Here is a 14,175-nt window from a genome sequence, read left to right on the forward strand (position 1 = left end):
CACCCATGACTGATGCGCGTACCCGCCAGGCCGATGCCCTGGTTGAAGGCCTGCAACGTGAAGCCGGCGGCAAGCTGACCGTGTTCCTCGGCGCGGCGCCGGGCGTGGGCAAGACCTACACCATGCTGACCCGCGCGCAGGAACAGCTGCGTCGCGGCGTCGACCTGGTGGTCGGGCTGGTGGAAACCCATGGCCGTGCCGATACCCAGGCGCTGCTGGAGGGGCTGCCGCAATTGCCGCTGAAGGACGTGGCCTACCACGGCCATGCCCTGCAGGAGATGGATCTGGATGCCGTGCTCGCGCGGCACCCGGCGCTGGTGCTGGTGGACGAACTGGCCCACCGCAACGCGCCGGGCAGCCGCCATGAGCGACGCTGGCAGGATGTGATGGAACTGCTGGATGCCGGCATCGACGTCTGGACCACGGTCAACATCCAGCATCTGGAAAGCCTCAATGATGTGGTGATGCGCATCACCGGTGTGCGGGTCAGTGAGACGGTGCCGGACGGTGTGCTCGACCGCCTGCACGACATCGTGCTGGTCGATCTGCCACCGCGCGAACTGATCGCGCGCCTGCAGCAGGGCAAGGTCTATGTGCCGGAGCAGGCCGCGCAGGCCCTGCAGGCGTTCTTCTCGCCGGCAAACCTGACCGCGCTGCGCGAGCTTGCCATGCAGGAGGCCGCCGACCGCGTCGACAGCAGCCTGCGCGAGGCACGCGCTGCCCGTGGCGAGAGCAACCTGCCACTGCGCCGCGGCGTGCTGGTGGCGATCGACGGCGGCGGCCAGAGTGAATACCTGGTGCGCGTGGCACGACGCATCGCCGAACGCCGGGACGCACCGTGGACCGTGGTGACCGTACAGGGGCGACGCCAGGACGAGGCGACCCGGCGCGAGATCGATGCCGCCTTCGCCCTGGCACGGCGTCTGGGCGGCGACGCCGAACTGCTGCACGGATCGAGCATCGCCGATGCCCTGCTCGACCACGCTGCGCACAACGGCGTGTCGACCCTGGTGCTGGGCCGGACCCGCGAACGTCCGCTCGCGCGGATGTTCAACCGTACGTTGACCCAGCAGCTGATCCAGCGCGGCGCGCATTACGAGATCACCATCATCAGCACCCCACAGGCGCGTGCGCGCTCGCGCCGCGAAGGCCTGCTGCCACCGATGCGCGGCATCAGCTACGAACCGGTACAGGCGCTGATCGCCACCGCGCTGGCCTGCGGGGTGGCATGGCTGGCCGAACGCTGGGTCGGCATGGCCGACCTGTCGATGGTGTTCATCGTGGCGGTGGTACTGGTGGCTGCGCGCACGCGCGCCAGCGTGGCGGTAATGGCGGCGATCCTGTGCTTCCTCGCCTACAACTTCCTGTTCATCGCGCCGCGCTTCACCTTCGCCATCGGTGCGCGCCAGGGCGTGATCACGGTGTTCCTGTTCCTGGCTGCCGCGCTGGTGGCCGGACGCCTGGCCTCGCGCCTGCGCATGCAGGTGATCGCGCTGCGTGCAGCGAATCGACATGCGCGTGCGCGCCAGCAGCTGGGCCGCCAGCTGGCCAGTGCCGCCGGCAACGGCGAGGTGGCGCAGGCGGGTCGGCATGCACTGGAACAGGCCATGGATGTACCGGCGTGGCTGCGGATCAGCGCCGATACCGCCACCGGTGGCCGCAGCCAGCCGGGCGATACCGATCTGGCGGCGGCCGACTGGGCCCTGCGCCACGGCCAGCCCAGCGGCCGCTTCACCGACACCCTGGCCGGTGCGCAATGGTGGTTCCTGCCGCTGCTGGATGGCGAGGACCGCGCCATCGGCGTGGCCGGCCTGTACCTGCCCGGCGCACAGGCGCGCCTGCTGCCCGAGCAACGGCAGCTGGCCGAAGCAATGGTCGATGACATCGCGCAGGCCGCGCTGCGTACGCGGCTGGTGGCCGAACTGGAGCAGGCGCACGTCAGCAACGAGACCGAACGGCTGCGCTCGGCCCTGCTCTCTTCGGTGTCGCACGACCTGCGCTCGCCGCTGGCGGCGATGATCGGTTCGGCCGACAGCCTGGCCAGCTACGGCGCGGCGATGGATACGGCCGATCGCCGTGCCCTGCTGGACACCATCCTGGTCGAGGGCGAACGGCTGGACCGCTACATCCAGAACCTGCTGGACATGACCCGCCTCGGCCACGAGGGATTGAAGATCAACCGCGACTGGATCGGCGTGGACGAACTGATCGGCTCGGCGGCGCGGCGCCTGCAGCGCTACCAGCCGAAGGTGCGGCTGGAGCTGGATATTCCCTCCACGCTGGCGCCGATCTGGGTGCACCCGGCACTGGTCGAACAGGCGGTGTTCAACGTGATGGAGAACGCCGCCAAGTTCTCGCCGCCCGACGCCGCTGTGCAGGTGCAGGCGCGCGAGCTGGACGGTCAGCTGCGCATCGACGTGATCGATGCCGGGCCCGGCATTCCCGACGACGAGCGCGCGCGCATCTTCGACATGTTCTACAGCGTCGAGCGCGGCGACCGCGGCCGCCACGGCACCGGCCTGGGACTGACCATCTGCCAGGGCATGATCGGTGCGCATGGCGGCAGCGTGCAGGCACTGCCCGGACGCGACGGTCGCGGTACCCTGATCCGCATCACCCTGCCCCTGCTCAAGCCAGCCTCCCACGATGAGCCCGACCCCGATTGATGCCAGCGTGCCAGCCGCGCGCGTGCTGGTGATCGATGATGAAACCCAGATCCGCCGGTTCCTGGACATCAGCCTGCGTGCGCAGGGCTACCAGGTGCGGCAGGCCGCCACCGGCCAGGAGGGCCTGCAGCTGGCGGCCAGCGAGGACATGGACCTGGTGATCCTGGACATCGGCCTGCCGGACATGGAAGGGCACGAGGTGCTGGAGCAGCTGCGGCAGTGGAGCCAGGTGCCGGTGATCATGCTGACCGTGCGCGCCGGCGAGGCCGAGAAGGTGCGGGCGCTGGACACCGGCGCCAATGACTACGTGACCAAGCCGTTCGGCACGCAGGAACTGATGGCACGGGTACGTGCGCTGCTGCGCACGCGCAGTGTGCCCAGCGATGGCACACCGCCGGTGTTCGACGACGGCCATCTGCATGTGGATCTGGTGCGCCGTGAAGTGGCACTCGATGGCGAGCTGGTGGCGCTGACCCGCAAGGAGTACGCGTTGCTGTCGCTGCTGCTGCGCAACGCCGGGCGGGTGGTGACCCAGCCGCAGATCCTGCAGGAGATCTGGGGGCCGACCCACCAGCACGACACCCACTACCTGCGCATCCTGGTCGGCAAGCTGCGGCACAAGCTGGGCGATTCAGCGCTGGATTCGCGCTACCTGTTCACCGAACCGGGCGTGGGGTTGCGGTTCAAGGGGTGAAAGCGTGCCGACCAACGGTCGGCACCCACCAGACAAACGAATTCGGAAGAGCATCCACGCATGGCGTGGATCTACTGTGTCGACCAAGGTCGACACCTACCAACAGCTCCAGGACATTGTCAGGGGTGGGGCGGTGTCGGAGTGCGGGGTGTCAGCCGCATGGATGCGGCTGCCAAGCTTACAGGGACGTACTTGCTGCGTCCCCGCACTCCGACACCGCCCCGCCATCCCACGGATAGCCGGCCTTTGACGTTGACGTTGATTCGGCGGGTGCCGGGCGCAGCCCGGCCCACCTCAGAACCCCAGCGGGGTGTCGCCCAGCACCGGCTGCAACTGGCTGCGGAACAGCGCCTGGATGCGTTCCAGTGCCGCCTCGTCATTGCCCTCGAAGCGCAGCACCAGCACCGGCGTGGTGTTGGAAGCACGCACCAGGCCCCAGCCATCGGGGAAGTCCACGCGCAGGCCATCGATGGTCGACAGGCGACCGCCCACATACGGGTTGTCCGGCGACTGCGCCGCCGCCACCAGCATCGCCACCAGCGCATGCGGCGTGCCTTCGGCCACCGGCACCTTCAGTTCCGGCGTGGCCACCATCTCCGGCAGTTCGCCCAGCACCTCGTCCGGGGTCTCCTCGCGCTGGGCCAGGATCTCCAGCAGGCGCGCCGCCGCATACAGGCCATCGTCGAAACCGAACCAGCGCTCCTTGAAGAAGAAGTGGCCGCTCATCTCGCCGGCCAGCTCGGCATCGGTCTCGCGCATCTTCGCCTTCATCAGCGAATGCCCGGTCTTCCACATCAACGGGCTGCCACCATTACGCAGCACGTGGTCGGACAGCTTGCCGGTGCACTTCACGTCGTAGATCACCATCGCGCCCGGGTTGCGCATCAGCACATCGGCGGCGAACAGCATCAGCAGGCGGTCGGCATAGATGATCCTGCCTTCGCCGGTGACCACGCCCAGGCGGTCGCCGTCGCCATCGAAGGCGACGCCGAGGTCGGCGCCGAAGCGCTTGACCGTCTGCACCAGGTCTTCCAGGTTGGCCGGTTCGCTAGGGTCGGGATGATGATTGGGGAAGCTGCCGTCAACATCGCAGTACAGCGGAATGACTTCCGCACCAATCGCTTCCAGCAGCTGTGGCGCCAGCGCACCGGCGACGCCGTTGCCGGCATCGGCCACGACCTTCAACGGGCGGTCCAGCTGCACGTCATCAGCGATGCGCTGGATGTAGTCGGCACCCACCTCGCGCTGCTGGTAGTCGCCCGGCTCCGTCGCCTGCACCAGGCGACCCTCGACGATGCGCTGGTAGAGATCGGTGATGGCATCGCCGGACAGCGTCTCACCGCCGATGACCACCTTGAAGCCGTTGTACTCGGGCGGGTTATGGCTGCCGGTCACTGCCACGCAGCTGCCGGTACGCAGATGGAAGGCGGCGTAGTAGACGACCGGCGTCGGTGCCAGGCCGATGTCGATCACCGTGCAACCGGTGCGACGCAGGCCCTCGGCCAATCCCGCGGCCAGCTCCGGGCCGGACAGGCGGCCATCCCGGCCGATCACCACCTCGCGCAGGCCCTGCTCCAGCGCCACGGTGCCGATGGCCTGGCCGATCAGCGCGGCGGTCTTCGGCGTCAGTTCGCTGCCGACCACGCCACGGATGTCGTAGGCGCGGAAGATGCCGGCGGCCAGTTCCCCGGCCGGGACCGGCGGCGGCGGCGGCGGCGCACTTTCCGCGGTGCTGGCGACGGCCACCGGCGGCGGCGCCATCTGCAGGCTCTCACTCAGGGTAGGACCGTGATCGGCTTCGGCCGCAGCAGCGCGGCGCGGCAGCGGCAGGGTCTTCGGCAAGCGGCCGCGACCGACCACCAGCAACACGGCGACAAAGGCCAGCAGCAGCGCGACGATGGCGCTGGCCAGCGAACCCAGGCCCAGCGGACCGGGTTCGACATTGGGTACCGCGGCCACCAGCCGCAACGGCGTGCCCGGAACCGGCCGCGCCAATGCTTCGGCACTTTCTGCCAGGCCGGCATCGCCCTGGGCGACGAGGTCATGCGTGCCCTGGCGCAGGCCAAGGAAACCGGCCGATGGCGCACTCACCTGGTCCAGCGGCGAGGTCAGCCGCAGCAATGGCTGGCGCACGTAGAGCACTGCCGGGCCCAGGCTGCCCAGCTGCACCGGAGCCGCCAGGCCAAGACGATTGCCACCTGCATCGCGCACCACGCGCAGGCCCGGCTTGCCCTCGGCCAGCGCTTCTTCCAGCAGGGCCAGGCGTGCATAGCCGAAGGTGGCCGGGTCGGCATAGGCCGTGGCCAGATCGGCGCCCAGCACTTCAACCTGCTCCACCCCGGTCCAGCTCTCGCGTACGGCCAGCGCTGCCGCGGCGGCGTCACCGGCCTGCAGTGCCTGCTGCACGCGTTCGTTGTTCAGCAGCTGCTGCAGCTGCTTCAGCTGGCCGGCAGCCGCCTCCTGCAGCCCCTGCACGGCCTGGTCACGCGCTTCTTCCAGCGCCTGGCCATTGGCTTCCTGCCGCCATTGCTGCACCGCGCTCCATCCGAACCAGCCAGCCAGCAGGACCAGCAGCACCCCCAGTAGTGGCGCACTGCGTCCCAACGACCGTTCCCGCTGCCCTTCCCCGATGCCGCTCATCAATGTCCCCCGTCAACGCACCCCGGTATGGCCGAATCCACCCGTTCCCCGCACGCTGTCGGTGAAAGTATCCACCACCTGCAGGCTGACGCGGGCAATCGGCACGACCACCAGCTGCGCGATGCGATCGCCTGGCTCGATGGTGAAGGCCTCTCGGCCACGATTCCAGACGCTGATCAGCAACGGGCCCTGGTAATCGGCATCGATCAGGCCGGTGCCGTTGCCGAGCACGATGCCGTGGCGGTGGCCCAGCCCGGAACGCGGCAGGATCACCGCGCACAGGTGCGGATCGGCGATATGGATGGCCAGGCCGCTGGGCACCAGCGCGGTGTCGCCCGGCTGCAGGGTCAACGCGGTATCCAGCGCGGCGCGCAGGTCCATGCCGGCGCTGGCTTCGGTGGCATAGGCCGGCAGCGGCCAGCTGTCGCCGAAACGCGGATCAAGCAGCTTGACCTGCAGCGGTTGGGAAGTGAAAGCCTGGGTCATGCCTGGAGTCTCCGCGCGATCAGCGCCAGCAGTTGTTCGGCCAGCTCGCGCTTGGAGGTGGCCGGGAATACCTGTTCACCGTCCTGCCAGAAGGCAGTGGCGGCATTGTTGTCACTCTCGAAACCACCGCCGCTGATGCCGACCTGGTTGGCGATCACCAGGTCCAGGCGCTTGTCGACCAGCTTGCCACGTGCATATTTCTCCACGTCGTGGGTTTCGGCGGCAAAGCCGACCACCAGCTTCAGCGACTGTGTCTGCGCGGCAACTTCGGCGAGGATGTCCGGCGTGCGCACCAGCTCGATCACCAGCGACTGGCTCTCGGCGGTCTTCTTCAGCTTCTGCGGCGCGACCTGGCGCGGCGTGTAGTCGGACACCGCAGCGGCACCGATATAGATGTCGGCCGGCAACGACTTCAGCACGGCATCGCGCATCTGCGCGGCCGAGCGCACGTCCACACGCTGCACGCCGGGTGGCGTCGGCAGCTGTACGGGGCCGCTGACCAGCACCACCTGGGCGCCCATCGTCGCGGCGGCCGCGGCCAGGGCGAAGCCCATCTTGCCGCTGCTGCGGTTGCCGACGTAGCGCACCGGATCGATGTCTTCATAGGTCGGGCCGGCGCTGATCAGCAGGCGCAGGCCCTGCAGCGCGCGGGTTTCCGGCGCGGCAACGGTCGCGGCGCTGCTGCCATTGGCGGCCAACGCCGCCACGATGTCGCCGGGCTCGGCCAGACGACCCGGACCGGACTCGCCTTCGGCCAGCGGACCGTCGACCGGGCCGATCACCTGCGCGCCGCGCTGGCGCAGCAGGGCGATGTTGGCCTGGGTGGCCGGATGCAGCCACATGCGGTGGTTCATCGCCGGGCAGATCGTCAATGGAGCGGTGCTGGCCAGGCACAGGGTGCTGACCAGGTCATCGGCATGACCCTGGGCGAGCCGGGCCAGCAGATCGGCGGTACCCGGGGCGACCACGATGCGGTCGGCCCAGCGGGCCAGCTCGATGTGGCCCATGGCCTGTTCGGCGGCGCTGTCCCACAGCGTGGTGCGGGTCGGCTGCCCGGACAGGGCCTGGAAACTGAGCGGAGTGACGAACTGCTGTGCTCCGGCGGTCATCGCCACCTGCACCTGGGCACCGGCGTCGCGCAGGCGCCGCACCAGTTCCAGGGCCTTGTAGGCCGCGATCCCGCCTCCGACGCACAACAGCAGTTTCTGACCTTCCAGCGCGCGGGCCTGCGCGGGGGAAGCGTTGGGGGAGTCAGCCACCTGGAATTCCTGTGCAAACGAGGGCGCTAGCTTACCCGATGGTCGGTAATGTCCCGGTGCAGGGCGCACATAGCGGACAGCTATCAGCAGATGGAGTCCGCCTCCGTTGACCTGGGATTCACCCGGTATCAGTTTCGGACCTTTCCTATACCTCTACGGGTCTGCGCTTTTGCAGAATCAGGCATTGGCTGCCGCCCGCCGTGGCCTGTTCGACTTTCGAGGAGCCGCGTGCATCCACGCATCATCATCGCCGACGACCATCCCGTGGTCCTGCATGGCATCCGTATCGTGCTGCAGACCCACCTGATGAACATCGTCGGCAGTGCGCGTGACGGCGCCCAGCTGCTGGAGCTGCTCGACAATCACCCATGCGATGCCGTGCTGACCGACCTGTCGATGCCCGGCACCGGCCCGGATGGCCCGGAACTGATCGATGCGCTGCACACCCGCTACCCCGGGCTTCCAGTGGTCGTGCTGACCGGCGCCCGCCATCCCGGGCTGCTTGATGGCCTGCTGCGCGAGGGCGTCAGCGGTCTGGTCGACAAATGCGCCGATTTCTCCGAACTGCCGCAGGCACTGAACGCCGCGCTTGTCGGCCAGGTGTTCGTCTCCCAGCAGCTGCGCCACCATCTGCAGGCCCGCGACCTGCTGTTCCCACGGGAACCGGCGCCGTTGTCGGCACGCGAGCAGGAAGTACTGGACCTGCTGGCGGCCGGCCTCAGCGTGAACGCCGTGGCCGCACGATGTGGGCGCAGCCCGAAGACGATCAGCCGGCAGAAGGCCGAGGCCAAGCGCAAGCTGGGCCTGCAGAACAACCAGGAACTGTTCGACTACCTGCAGACCCGGCGCGACTGAGGCATTGGGACTCAGCTGGCTGAAGCGGCACAACCAGGCGCAGGCAGGACAATGTCCGCCAAGGGCACCTCCGAGGATACCCGCCAGGGAACCTGCTCCTCGCCTCCCTTGCGGTGCCCGACGCCAACCAGCACGCGCCCGTCCGGGCTGACCAGAGAGCCCTGCCAACGGGTATCTTCGGGGAGCTCCACAGGAAGTGCCCGCAGCCAGTCTTGCAGACGGCACACGCCGTTGCTGCGCGTCCAGATCAGTGCCTGATTCGAAAACGGTTCGCTGCCCAGCAGAATTCCGCCCCGCAGATCCATCCACACGATCGACATTGGCTCGGAGCGATCGATCCCTGCGACCTGAAGCGACTGCTCCAAAGCGATCTGACCGATCTGGAGCGTGTCATCCGGCAAGGGTGCAAGCGAGGCGGGGTCGACGTCATTGTTTCGCCACCGGATCCGCATGGGTACCGCGGGATCGCCTGGTTCAGGCCCGTCGACAAAGAAGATGCCATGGACAACAGCCGGATCCGGGTCGAAATGGGTGGGGCGCGTACCGTCGGCTCCTTCAGGCGCCGGAAGAATGCGATAGCCCTCTGCCTCGCTCCACAGGTACGGCTGCTCGCTATCCGGTGAGTGGTAAAGGTACTCCGCCCCACCAACCACTGTCCCATCAGCGTTCATCGCCCTGCCTTGGTGGGATTGACCGATCGGGGTAACCGCAACCAGTTCGCCATCAGGCAGCCAGCGGAGAACCTGCATCGCGGACGAGATCTGGGTCTCCACAAGGAGGATCTGACCGTCCCTGCTGATTGCCCAAGCCGAACTTTCTTCTGCTTCGTTCCGCGGTGACAGCCAACGGACGCCATCCTGGCTGGACCATCGGAATGCCTGCGAGAAGCAGCATCCACGATGGCCAGTCCCCGCCAGTACAGCGCCATCGAAGCTTGCCGCCACGACGGCAACTCCACGGTTGGCCAACGAGGGCAGTTCCTCGTAGGTTGCAACAACGACCCCAGCCCCCGACGTACCAGGCAGCATCGAGACAGAAAGGATGAGGATCAGGGAAAGTCGCTTCATCAGGCCTCCTGGGCACACCGTGGAAGTCTAGAAGTGGCGGTCGGTGGATCCATTGAAATTTGTTGCAAATCTGCCTGGTAGGCATCGACCGACCCCTCTCATCCCGGTTTCCTGATTTCGGTGGTGGGGACAAACGTCCAAGCTTGGGGCCATGCCCATCCATGACTGGCCCGAACAGGAACGCCCCCGCGAGAAGTTGATCGCGCGGGGGCCCACGGCACTTTCCGACGCCGAACTGCTGGCGCTGTTTCTCGGCTCCGGGTTCGGTGGCCGCGATGCCGTGCAGACCGCGCGCGACCTGCTGCAGGCGCACGGCCCGTTGCGGGTGCTGCTCGACCGCCCCGCCGCTGAACTGGCCCGCCTGCCCGGGCTCGGCCCGGCACGCAGCTGCACGCTTGCTGCCGGGCTGGAACTGGCCCATCGCTATCTGGCGGCCGAGCTGGAGCACGGCGAGGCGGTAGGCAACAACCCGGCGGCGGTCGGCCGCTACCTGCAGCACCGGCTGCGTGGCCAGGCCCGCGAGGTCTTCATGGCCCTGTTCCTGGACAACCGCCACCGCCTGATCGCCTGTGAAGAGCTGTTCCACGGCACCATCAACGCCGCCCCGGTCTACCCCCGCGAAGTGGTGCGCCGCGCCCTGCTGCACAACGCGGCGGCGGTGATCCTCAGCCACAACCACCCTTCCGGCGACCCGGAACCCTCCAGCGCCGATACCCGCATCACCGACGAACTGCAGCAGGCGCTGGCAATGGTGGACGTGCGCCTGCTGGACCACTTCGTGGTCGGCGAGGGCCGTCCCGTTTCGTTTGCTGAACGAGGCCTGCTGGCCCAACTCCAGCCCCGCCTGTTCGGCTGAGCGCGGCCCCGCAAGGGCCATCGGCCGCCCCCACTGGCATGTTCTGGTCAGCGTAGGCGCGGGTATCTGCGCTAAAATGGGCGATTCCGCCGCTCATTCTCACAGCAGGCCTCGTGAAAAATCTCCTCCGCGCCCTGATCAGCCAAGGCATCGAAGCCTTGCGCGCCAATGGCACCCTGCCCGCCGACTCCCTGCCGCCGGACTTCGTGGTCGAGCGCCCGAAGACCCGTGACCACGGCGACTTCGCCACCAACGCCGCGATGCTGCTGGCCAAGGCCGCGCGCAGCAATCCGCGCGCACTGGCGCAGGCGCTGGTCGAGGCGCTGCCGCGCAGCGAGGACGTCAGCAAGGTCGAGATCGCTGGCCCGGGCTTCATCAACTTCCACCTGGCTCCGGCCGCGTACCAGCGCGAAGCCGCTTCGGTCATCAAGGAAGCGCACGACTACGGCCGCAACCTGTCCGGCAATGGCCGCACGGTGGGCGTGGAGTACGTGTCGGCCAACCCGACCGGCCCGCTGCATGTCGGTCATGGCCGCGCGGCGGCGATCGGCGACTGCGTGGCACGCGTGCTCGATGCGAACGGCTGGAACGCCAAGCGCGAGTTCTACTACAACGACGCCGGCGTGCAGATCGAGAACCTGGCGCTGTCCACCCAGGCGCGGATCAAGGGCATCGCGCCGGACCAGGACGGCTGGCCGGAAGGTGGCTACCGCGGTGAATACATCGCCGACGTCGCCCGCGCCTACATGGCCGGCGCCAGCGTCGACCTGGAAGGCAGCACCGTGGTCGGCGCCAAGGACCCGGACGACATGCAGGCGATCCGTCGCTTCGCCGTGGCCTACCTGCGCAACGAGCAGAACCTGGACCTGGCCGCGTTCGGCGTCGACTTCGACATCTACTTCCTGGAAAGCTCGCTGTACGCCGACGGCAAGGTTGCTGAAGCGGTCGCCAAGCTGCAGGCCTCGGGCCACACCTACGAGGAAGGTGGCGCGCTGTGGCTGCGCAGCACCGACTTCGGTGACGACAAGGACCGCGTGATGCGCAAGTCCGACGGCACCTTCACCTACTTCGTGCCGGACGTGGCCTACCACCTGTCCAAGTGGCAGCGCGGCTACGAGCGCGCGATCACCGAGCTGGGCGCCGACCACCACGGCTCGCTGGCACGCGTGCGCGCCGGCCTGCAGGCGATGGAAGTGGGCATTCCGCAGGGCTGGCCGGAATACGTGCTGCACCAGATGGTCACCGTCATGCGTGGCGGCGAGGAAGTGAAGCTGTCCAAGCGTGCCGGCAGCTACTTCACCCTGCGCGACCTGATCGAGGAAGCCGGCCGCGATGCGACCCGCTGGTTCCTGATCGCGCGCAAGCCCGATTCGCAGCTGACCTTCGACATCGACCTGGCCCGCCAGCAGAGCAACGACAACCCGGTGTTCTACGTGCAGTACGCGCATGCCCGCGTCTGCAGCCTGCTGCGCCAGGCGCAGGAGAAGGGCCTGGTGTACGAACAGGGCAACGGCCTGGCCAACCTCGGCCGCCTGGCCGACGACGCTTCGCTGCTGCTGATGAACGAGATCTCGCGGTACCCGGAAGTGGTGGAGGCGGCCGGCGTGGCGCTGGAACCGCATCTGGTGGCGCAGTACCTGCGTGAATTGGCGCACGCGTTCCACACGTGGTATCACGGGACGCCGGTGCTGGTGGAAGATGCCGCCGATCGCAACGCCAAACTGACCCTGGCCTGCGCCGCGCGCCAGGTGCTGGCCAACGGCCTCGAACTCCTGGGCGTCAGCGCCCCGGAAAAAATGTAAGCATCAGGAGACGCAGTACACATGGCAGCACGACGCGGCAAAAACCAGGCACGACGCAACAGCAGCAGCCAGGGCACACCCGGATGGGTGTGGCTGGTCGCTGGCGTGGCGATTGCGGCCGTGGTGTTCCTGGCGGCGCCGAACCTGTTCAAGGGCGAAGGCGATGGCTTCCTGCGCGCCGGTCCACAGCCGAACCCGAACGCGCAGCCGGCCCCGGTCGCTGATGCCGACAGCGATGTCGGCACCCAGCCGGCCGCGCAGCCGGCCACGCCGAAGCCGGCCGAACCGGAAAAGCCGGCCGCCACTCAGTACGACTTCTACACCCTGCTGCCGGGCAAGGAAGTCGAGATGTCCGATGCCGAATTGGCCGCCAGCGCACGTGCCGAAGACCAGCGCCGGGCCAAGGCCGAAGCGCAGCGCGCGCAGGCGGCACTGGAGGGCAAGCCGGTTCCGGCCGCAACCGCTGCGCCGGCACCGACGGCCACCGCCAGCGTGGCCAGCACCGCGCAGGTGACCGCCACCAGCCGTCCGCTGCCGGCACCGCTGAGTGAACGTCCTGCCGCGGCAACGCCGCCGGCCAGCACGGCCCCGGCCTCGACCAGCACCGCCGCCGCCACTCCGGCGGCGCGCGCGGAAACGGCACCGGCAACGGCGGGCACCGCTGCCGCACCGGCGGCCACCGACAATGCCCGCTACATCCTGCAGGCAGGCGCCTTCGGTGCCTCCGGCGATGCCGAAGCGACCAAGGCCAAGCTGGCGATGATGGGACTTGCGGCTCGCGTGGAATCAGCACAGATCAACGGCAAGACCGTATACCGCGTGCGCATGGGGCCGTATGGCAGCGCCGGCGAACTGTCCGAAGCCAAGCAGAAGCTGGATGGCACTGGCCTGCAGGCGATGGCGATCAAGGCACAGTGACCTGTCGGGTCTGAATGGAAAAAGCCGGGCATTGCCCGGCTTTTTTTTGCGTTGGTGAAGGCGAGAGCAGCAGTCGAGCATGGGCTCGACTCTACAGGACGCACGGTACAGGTCAGCCTTCGCGGGCAACCTGGAAGCCGGCAAACGACTGGCTGACCGGCATCAGTTCCAGGCGATTGATGTTCAGGTGCGGCGGCAGGCTGGCCACCCAGAAGATCTGCTCGGCGATGTCCTCTGCGGTCATCGGGTTGGCGCCGGTATAGAGCTTGTCCGACGCAGCCTGGTCGCCATGGGTACGCACCACGGTGAACTCGGTTTCGGCCATGCCCGGCTCGATCGTGGTCACGCGCACGCCGGTGCCGTGCAGGTCCGAACGCAGGCCCAGCGAGAACTGGCTGACGAAGGCCTTGGTGCCACCGTAGGCGTTGCCACCCGGGTACGGGTAGACGCCGGCCACCGACGAAATGTTGATGATCGCGCCCTTGCGCTCCACCAGCTGCGGCAGCAGGTGGTGGGTCAGGGTCACCAGCGCGGTGATGTTGGTGTCGATCATCGTGGTCCAGTCCGACAACCTGGCGCTCTGTGCCGGCGCGGTGCCCTGCGCCAGGCCGGCGTTGTTGACCAGCAGATCGATCTCGCCGAAGGCCGGCGGCAGTGCCAGCAGCGCCGCTTCCATCGCAATCGGATCACGGATGTCGAAGGCGGCGGCATGCACCACGTCCTTGCCGTAGCGCTCGACCAGCGGCTGCAGGCGTTCACTGCGGCGGCCGGTGGCGATCACCTTCCAGCCCGCCTGGGCGAAGCGGTGGACGGCGGCGGCGCCGAAGCCGGACGTGGCGCCGGTAATCAGGACAGTGCGGGTCATCAGGCAACTCCAGGGGGAAAACCAGACCCCCATTCTGGCACCGTCGGCCGGGGGTTGCGTTGCCTGA

The 14,175-nt window shown here is 68.1% G+C and carries 11 protein-coding genes; 6 read left to right on the forward strand and 5 right to left on the reverse strand.

Annotated features, from left to right (window positions below; translation table 11 throughout):
• Positions 1–5 precede the first annotated feature (5 nt).
• Positions 6–2,666, forward strand: a complete 2,661-nt coding sequence (locus AC5P57_RS17600; protein WP_262235788.1) for an ATP-binding protein — start codon at positions 6–8, stop codon at positions 2,664–2,666.
• On the forward strand, positions 2,647–3,360 hold the full coding sequence (locus AC5P57_RS17605; RefSeq protein WP_262235789.1) for a response regulator transcription factor: 714 nt from the start codon (positions 2,647–2,649) through the stop codon (positions 3,358–3,360). Before AC5P57_RS17600 ends, AC5P57_RS17605 begins: the two co-directional genes overlap by 20 nt.
• 294 nt (positions 3,361–3,654) lie before the next feature.
• Here AC5P57_RS17605 and AC5P57_RS17610 read toward each other — a convergent pair whose 3' ends face one another.
• The 3 genes from AC5P57_RS17610 to coaBC are packed head-to-tail and all read right to left on the reverse strand — an operon-like array spanning position 3,655 to position 7,745.
• Positions 3,655–6,000: a phosphomannomutase/phosphoglucomutase gene (locus AC5P57_RS17610; protein ID WP_262235790.1), complete on the reverse strand. Its 2,346-nt coding sequence runs from the start codon at positions 5,998–6,000 to the stop codon at positions 3,655–3,657.
• A 12-nt stretch (positions 6,001–6,012) separates the two neighbouring features.
• Positions 6,013–6,486, reverse strand: a complete 474-nt coding sequence (gene dut / locus AC5P57_RS17615) for a dUTP diphosphatase (protein WP_005411999.1) — start codon at positions 6,484–6,486, stop codon at positions 6,013–6,015.
• Positions 6,483–7,745: a bifunctional phosphopantothenoylcysteine decarboxylase/phosphopantothenate--cysteine ligase CoaBC gene (coaBC, locus tag AC5P57_RS17620; protein ID WP_142807864.1), complete on the reverse strand. Its 1,263-nt coding sequence runs from the start codon at positions 7,743–7,745 to the stop codon at positions 6,483–6,485. The genes dut and coaBC overlap by 4 nt, the downstream gene beginning before the upstream one ends.
• Positions 7,746–7,973: 228 nt before the next feature.
• Between coaBC and AC5P57_RS17625 the strand changes: the two genes are divergently transcribed.
• The gene (locus AC5P57_RS17625; RefSeq protein ID WP_099551473.1) at positions 7,974–8,600 is read left to right on the forward strand and encodes a response regulator; all 627 of its coding nucleotides are present in this window, start codon (positions 7,974–7,976) and stop codon (positions 8,598–8,600) included.
• Positions 8,601–8,611: 11 nt separating this feature from the next.
• Here the strand turns inward: AC5P57_RS17625 and AC5P57_RS17630 are convergent, their stop codons facing one another.
• Entirely contained in the window at positions 8,612–9,667 is a 1,056-nt protein-coding gene (locus tag AC5P57_RS17630; protein WP_099551474.1) for a hypothetical protein, read from the reverse strand.
• Between the two features lie 151 nt (positions 9,668–9,818).
• Here AC5P57_RS17630 and radC point away from each other — a divergent pair, with 151 nt between their 5' ends.
• The 3 genes from radC (at position 9,819) to AC5P57_RS17645 (ending at position 13,243) form a co-directional block, all read left to right on the forward strand.
• Positions 9,819–10,523 (forward strand): RadC family protein, encoded by a 705-nt coding sequence (gene radC, locus AC5P57_RS17635; RefSeq protein WP_099551475.1) that lies wholly within the window; start codon positions 9,819–9,821, stop codon positions 10,521–10,523.
• 113 nt (positions 10,524–10,636) lie between these two features.
• Entirely contained in the window at positions 10,637–12,325 is a 1,689-nt protein-coding gene (gene argS / locus AC5P57_RS17640) for an arginine--tRNA ligase (RefSeq protein WP_012478915.1), read from the forward strand.
• Positions 12,326–12,346: 21 nt separating this feature from the next.
• Positions 12,347–13,243, forward strand: coding sequence for an SPOR domain-containing protein (locus AC5P57_RS17645; RefSeq protein ID WP_262235791.1), 897 nt, complete (start codon positions 12,347–12,349; stop codon positions 13,241–13,243).
• Positions 13,244–13,355: 112 nt separating this feature from the next.
• Here the strand turns inward: AC5P57_RS17645 and AC5P57_RS17650 are convergent, their stop codons facing one another.
• Entirely contained in the window at positions 13,356–14,108 is a 753-nt protein-coding gene (locus tag AC5P57_RS17650; protein WP_099551477.1) for an SDR family NAD(P)-dependent oxidoreductase, read from the reverse strand.
• Between the last annotated feature and the right edge of the window lie 67 nt (positions 14,109–14,175).

Source organism: Stenotrophomonas sp. YJH_SMC_79 (genome assembly GCF_059367995.1).

Bases quoted from the DNA above. Each gene is read 5' to 3' on its own strand.
- AC5P57_RS17600 (WP_262235788.1), top strand. From the start codon at position 6: ATGACTGATGCGCGTACCCGCCAGGCCGATGCCCTGGTTGAAGGCCTG.
- AC5P57_RS17605 (WP_262235789.1), top strand. From the start codon at position 2,647: ATGAGCCCGACCCCGATTGATGCCAGCGTGCCAGCCGCGCGCGTGCTG.
- AC5P57_RS17610 (WP_262235790.1), bottom strand. From the start codon at position 6,000: ATGAGCGGCATCGGGGAAGGGCAGCGGGAACGGTCGTTGGGACGCAGT.
- dut (WP_005411999.1), bottom strand. From the start codon at position 6,486: ATGACCCAGGCTTTCACTTCCCAACCGCTGCAGGTCAAGCTGCTTGAT.
- AC5P57_RS17630 (WP_099551474.1), bottom strand. From the start codon at position 9,667: ATGAAGCGACTTTCCCTGATCCTCATCCTTTCTGTCTCGATGCTGCCT.
- radC (WP_099551475.1), top strand. From the start codon at position 9,819: ATGCCCATCCATGACTGGCCCGAACAGGAACGCCCCCGCGAGAAGTTG.
- AC5P57_RS17645 (WP_262235791.1), top strand. From the start codon at position 12,347: ATGGCAGCACGACGCGGCAAAAACCAGGCACGACGCAACAGCAGCAGC.
- AC5P57_RS17650 (WP_099551477.1), bottom strand. From the start codon at position 14,108: ATGACCCGCACTGTCCTGATTACCGGCGCCACGTCCGGCTTCGGCGCC.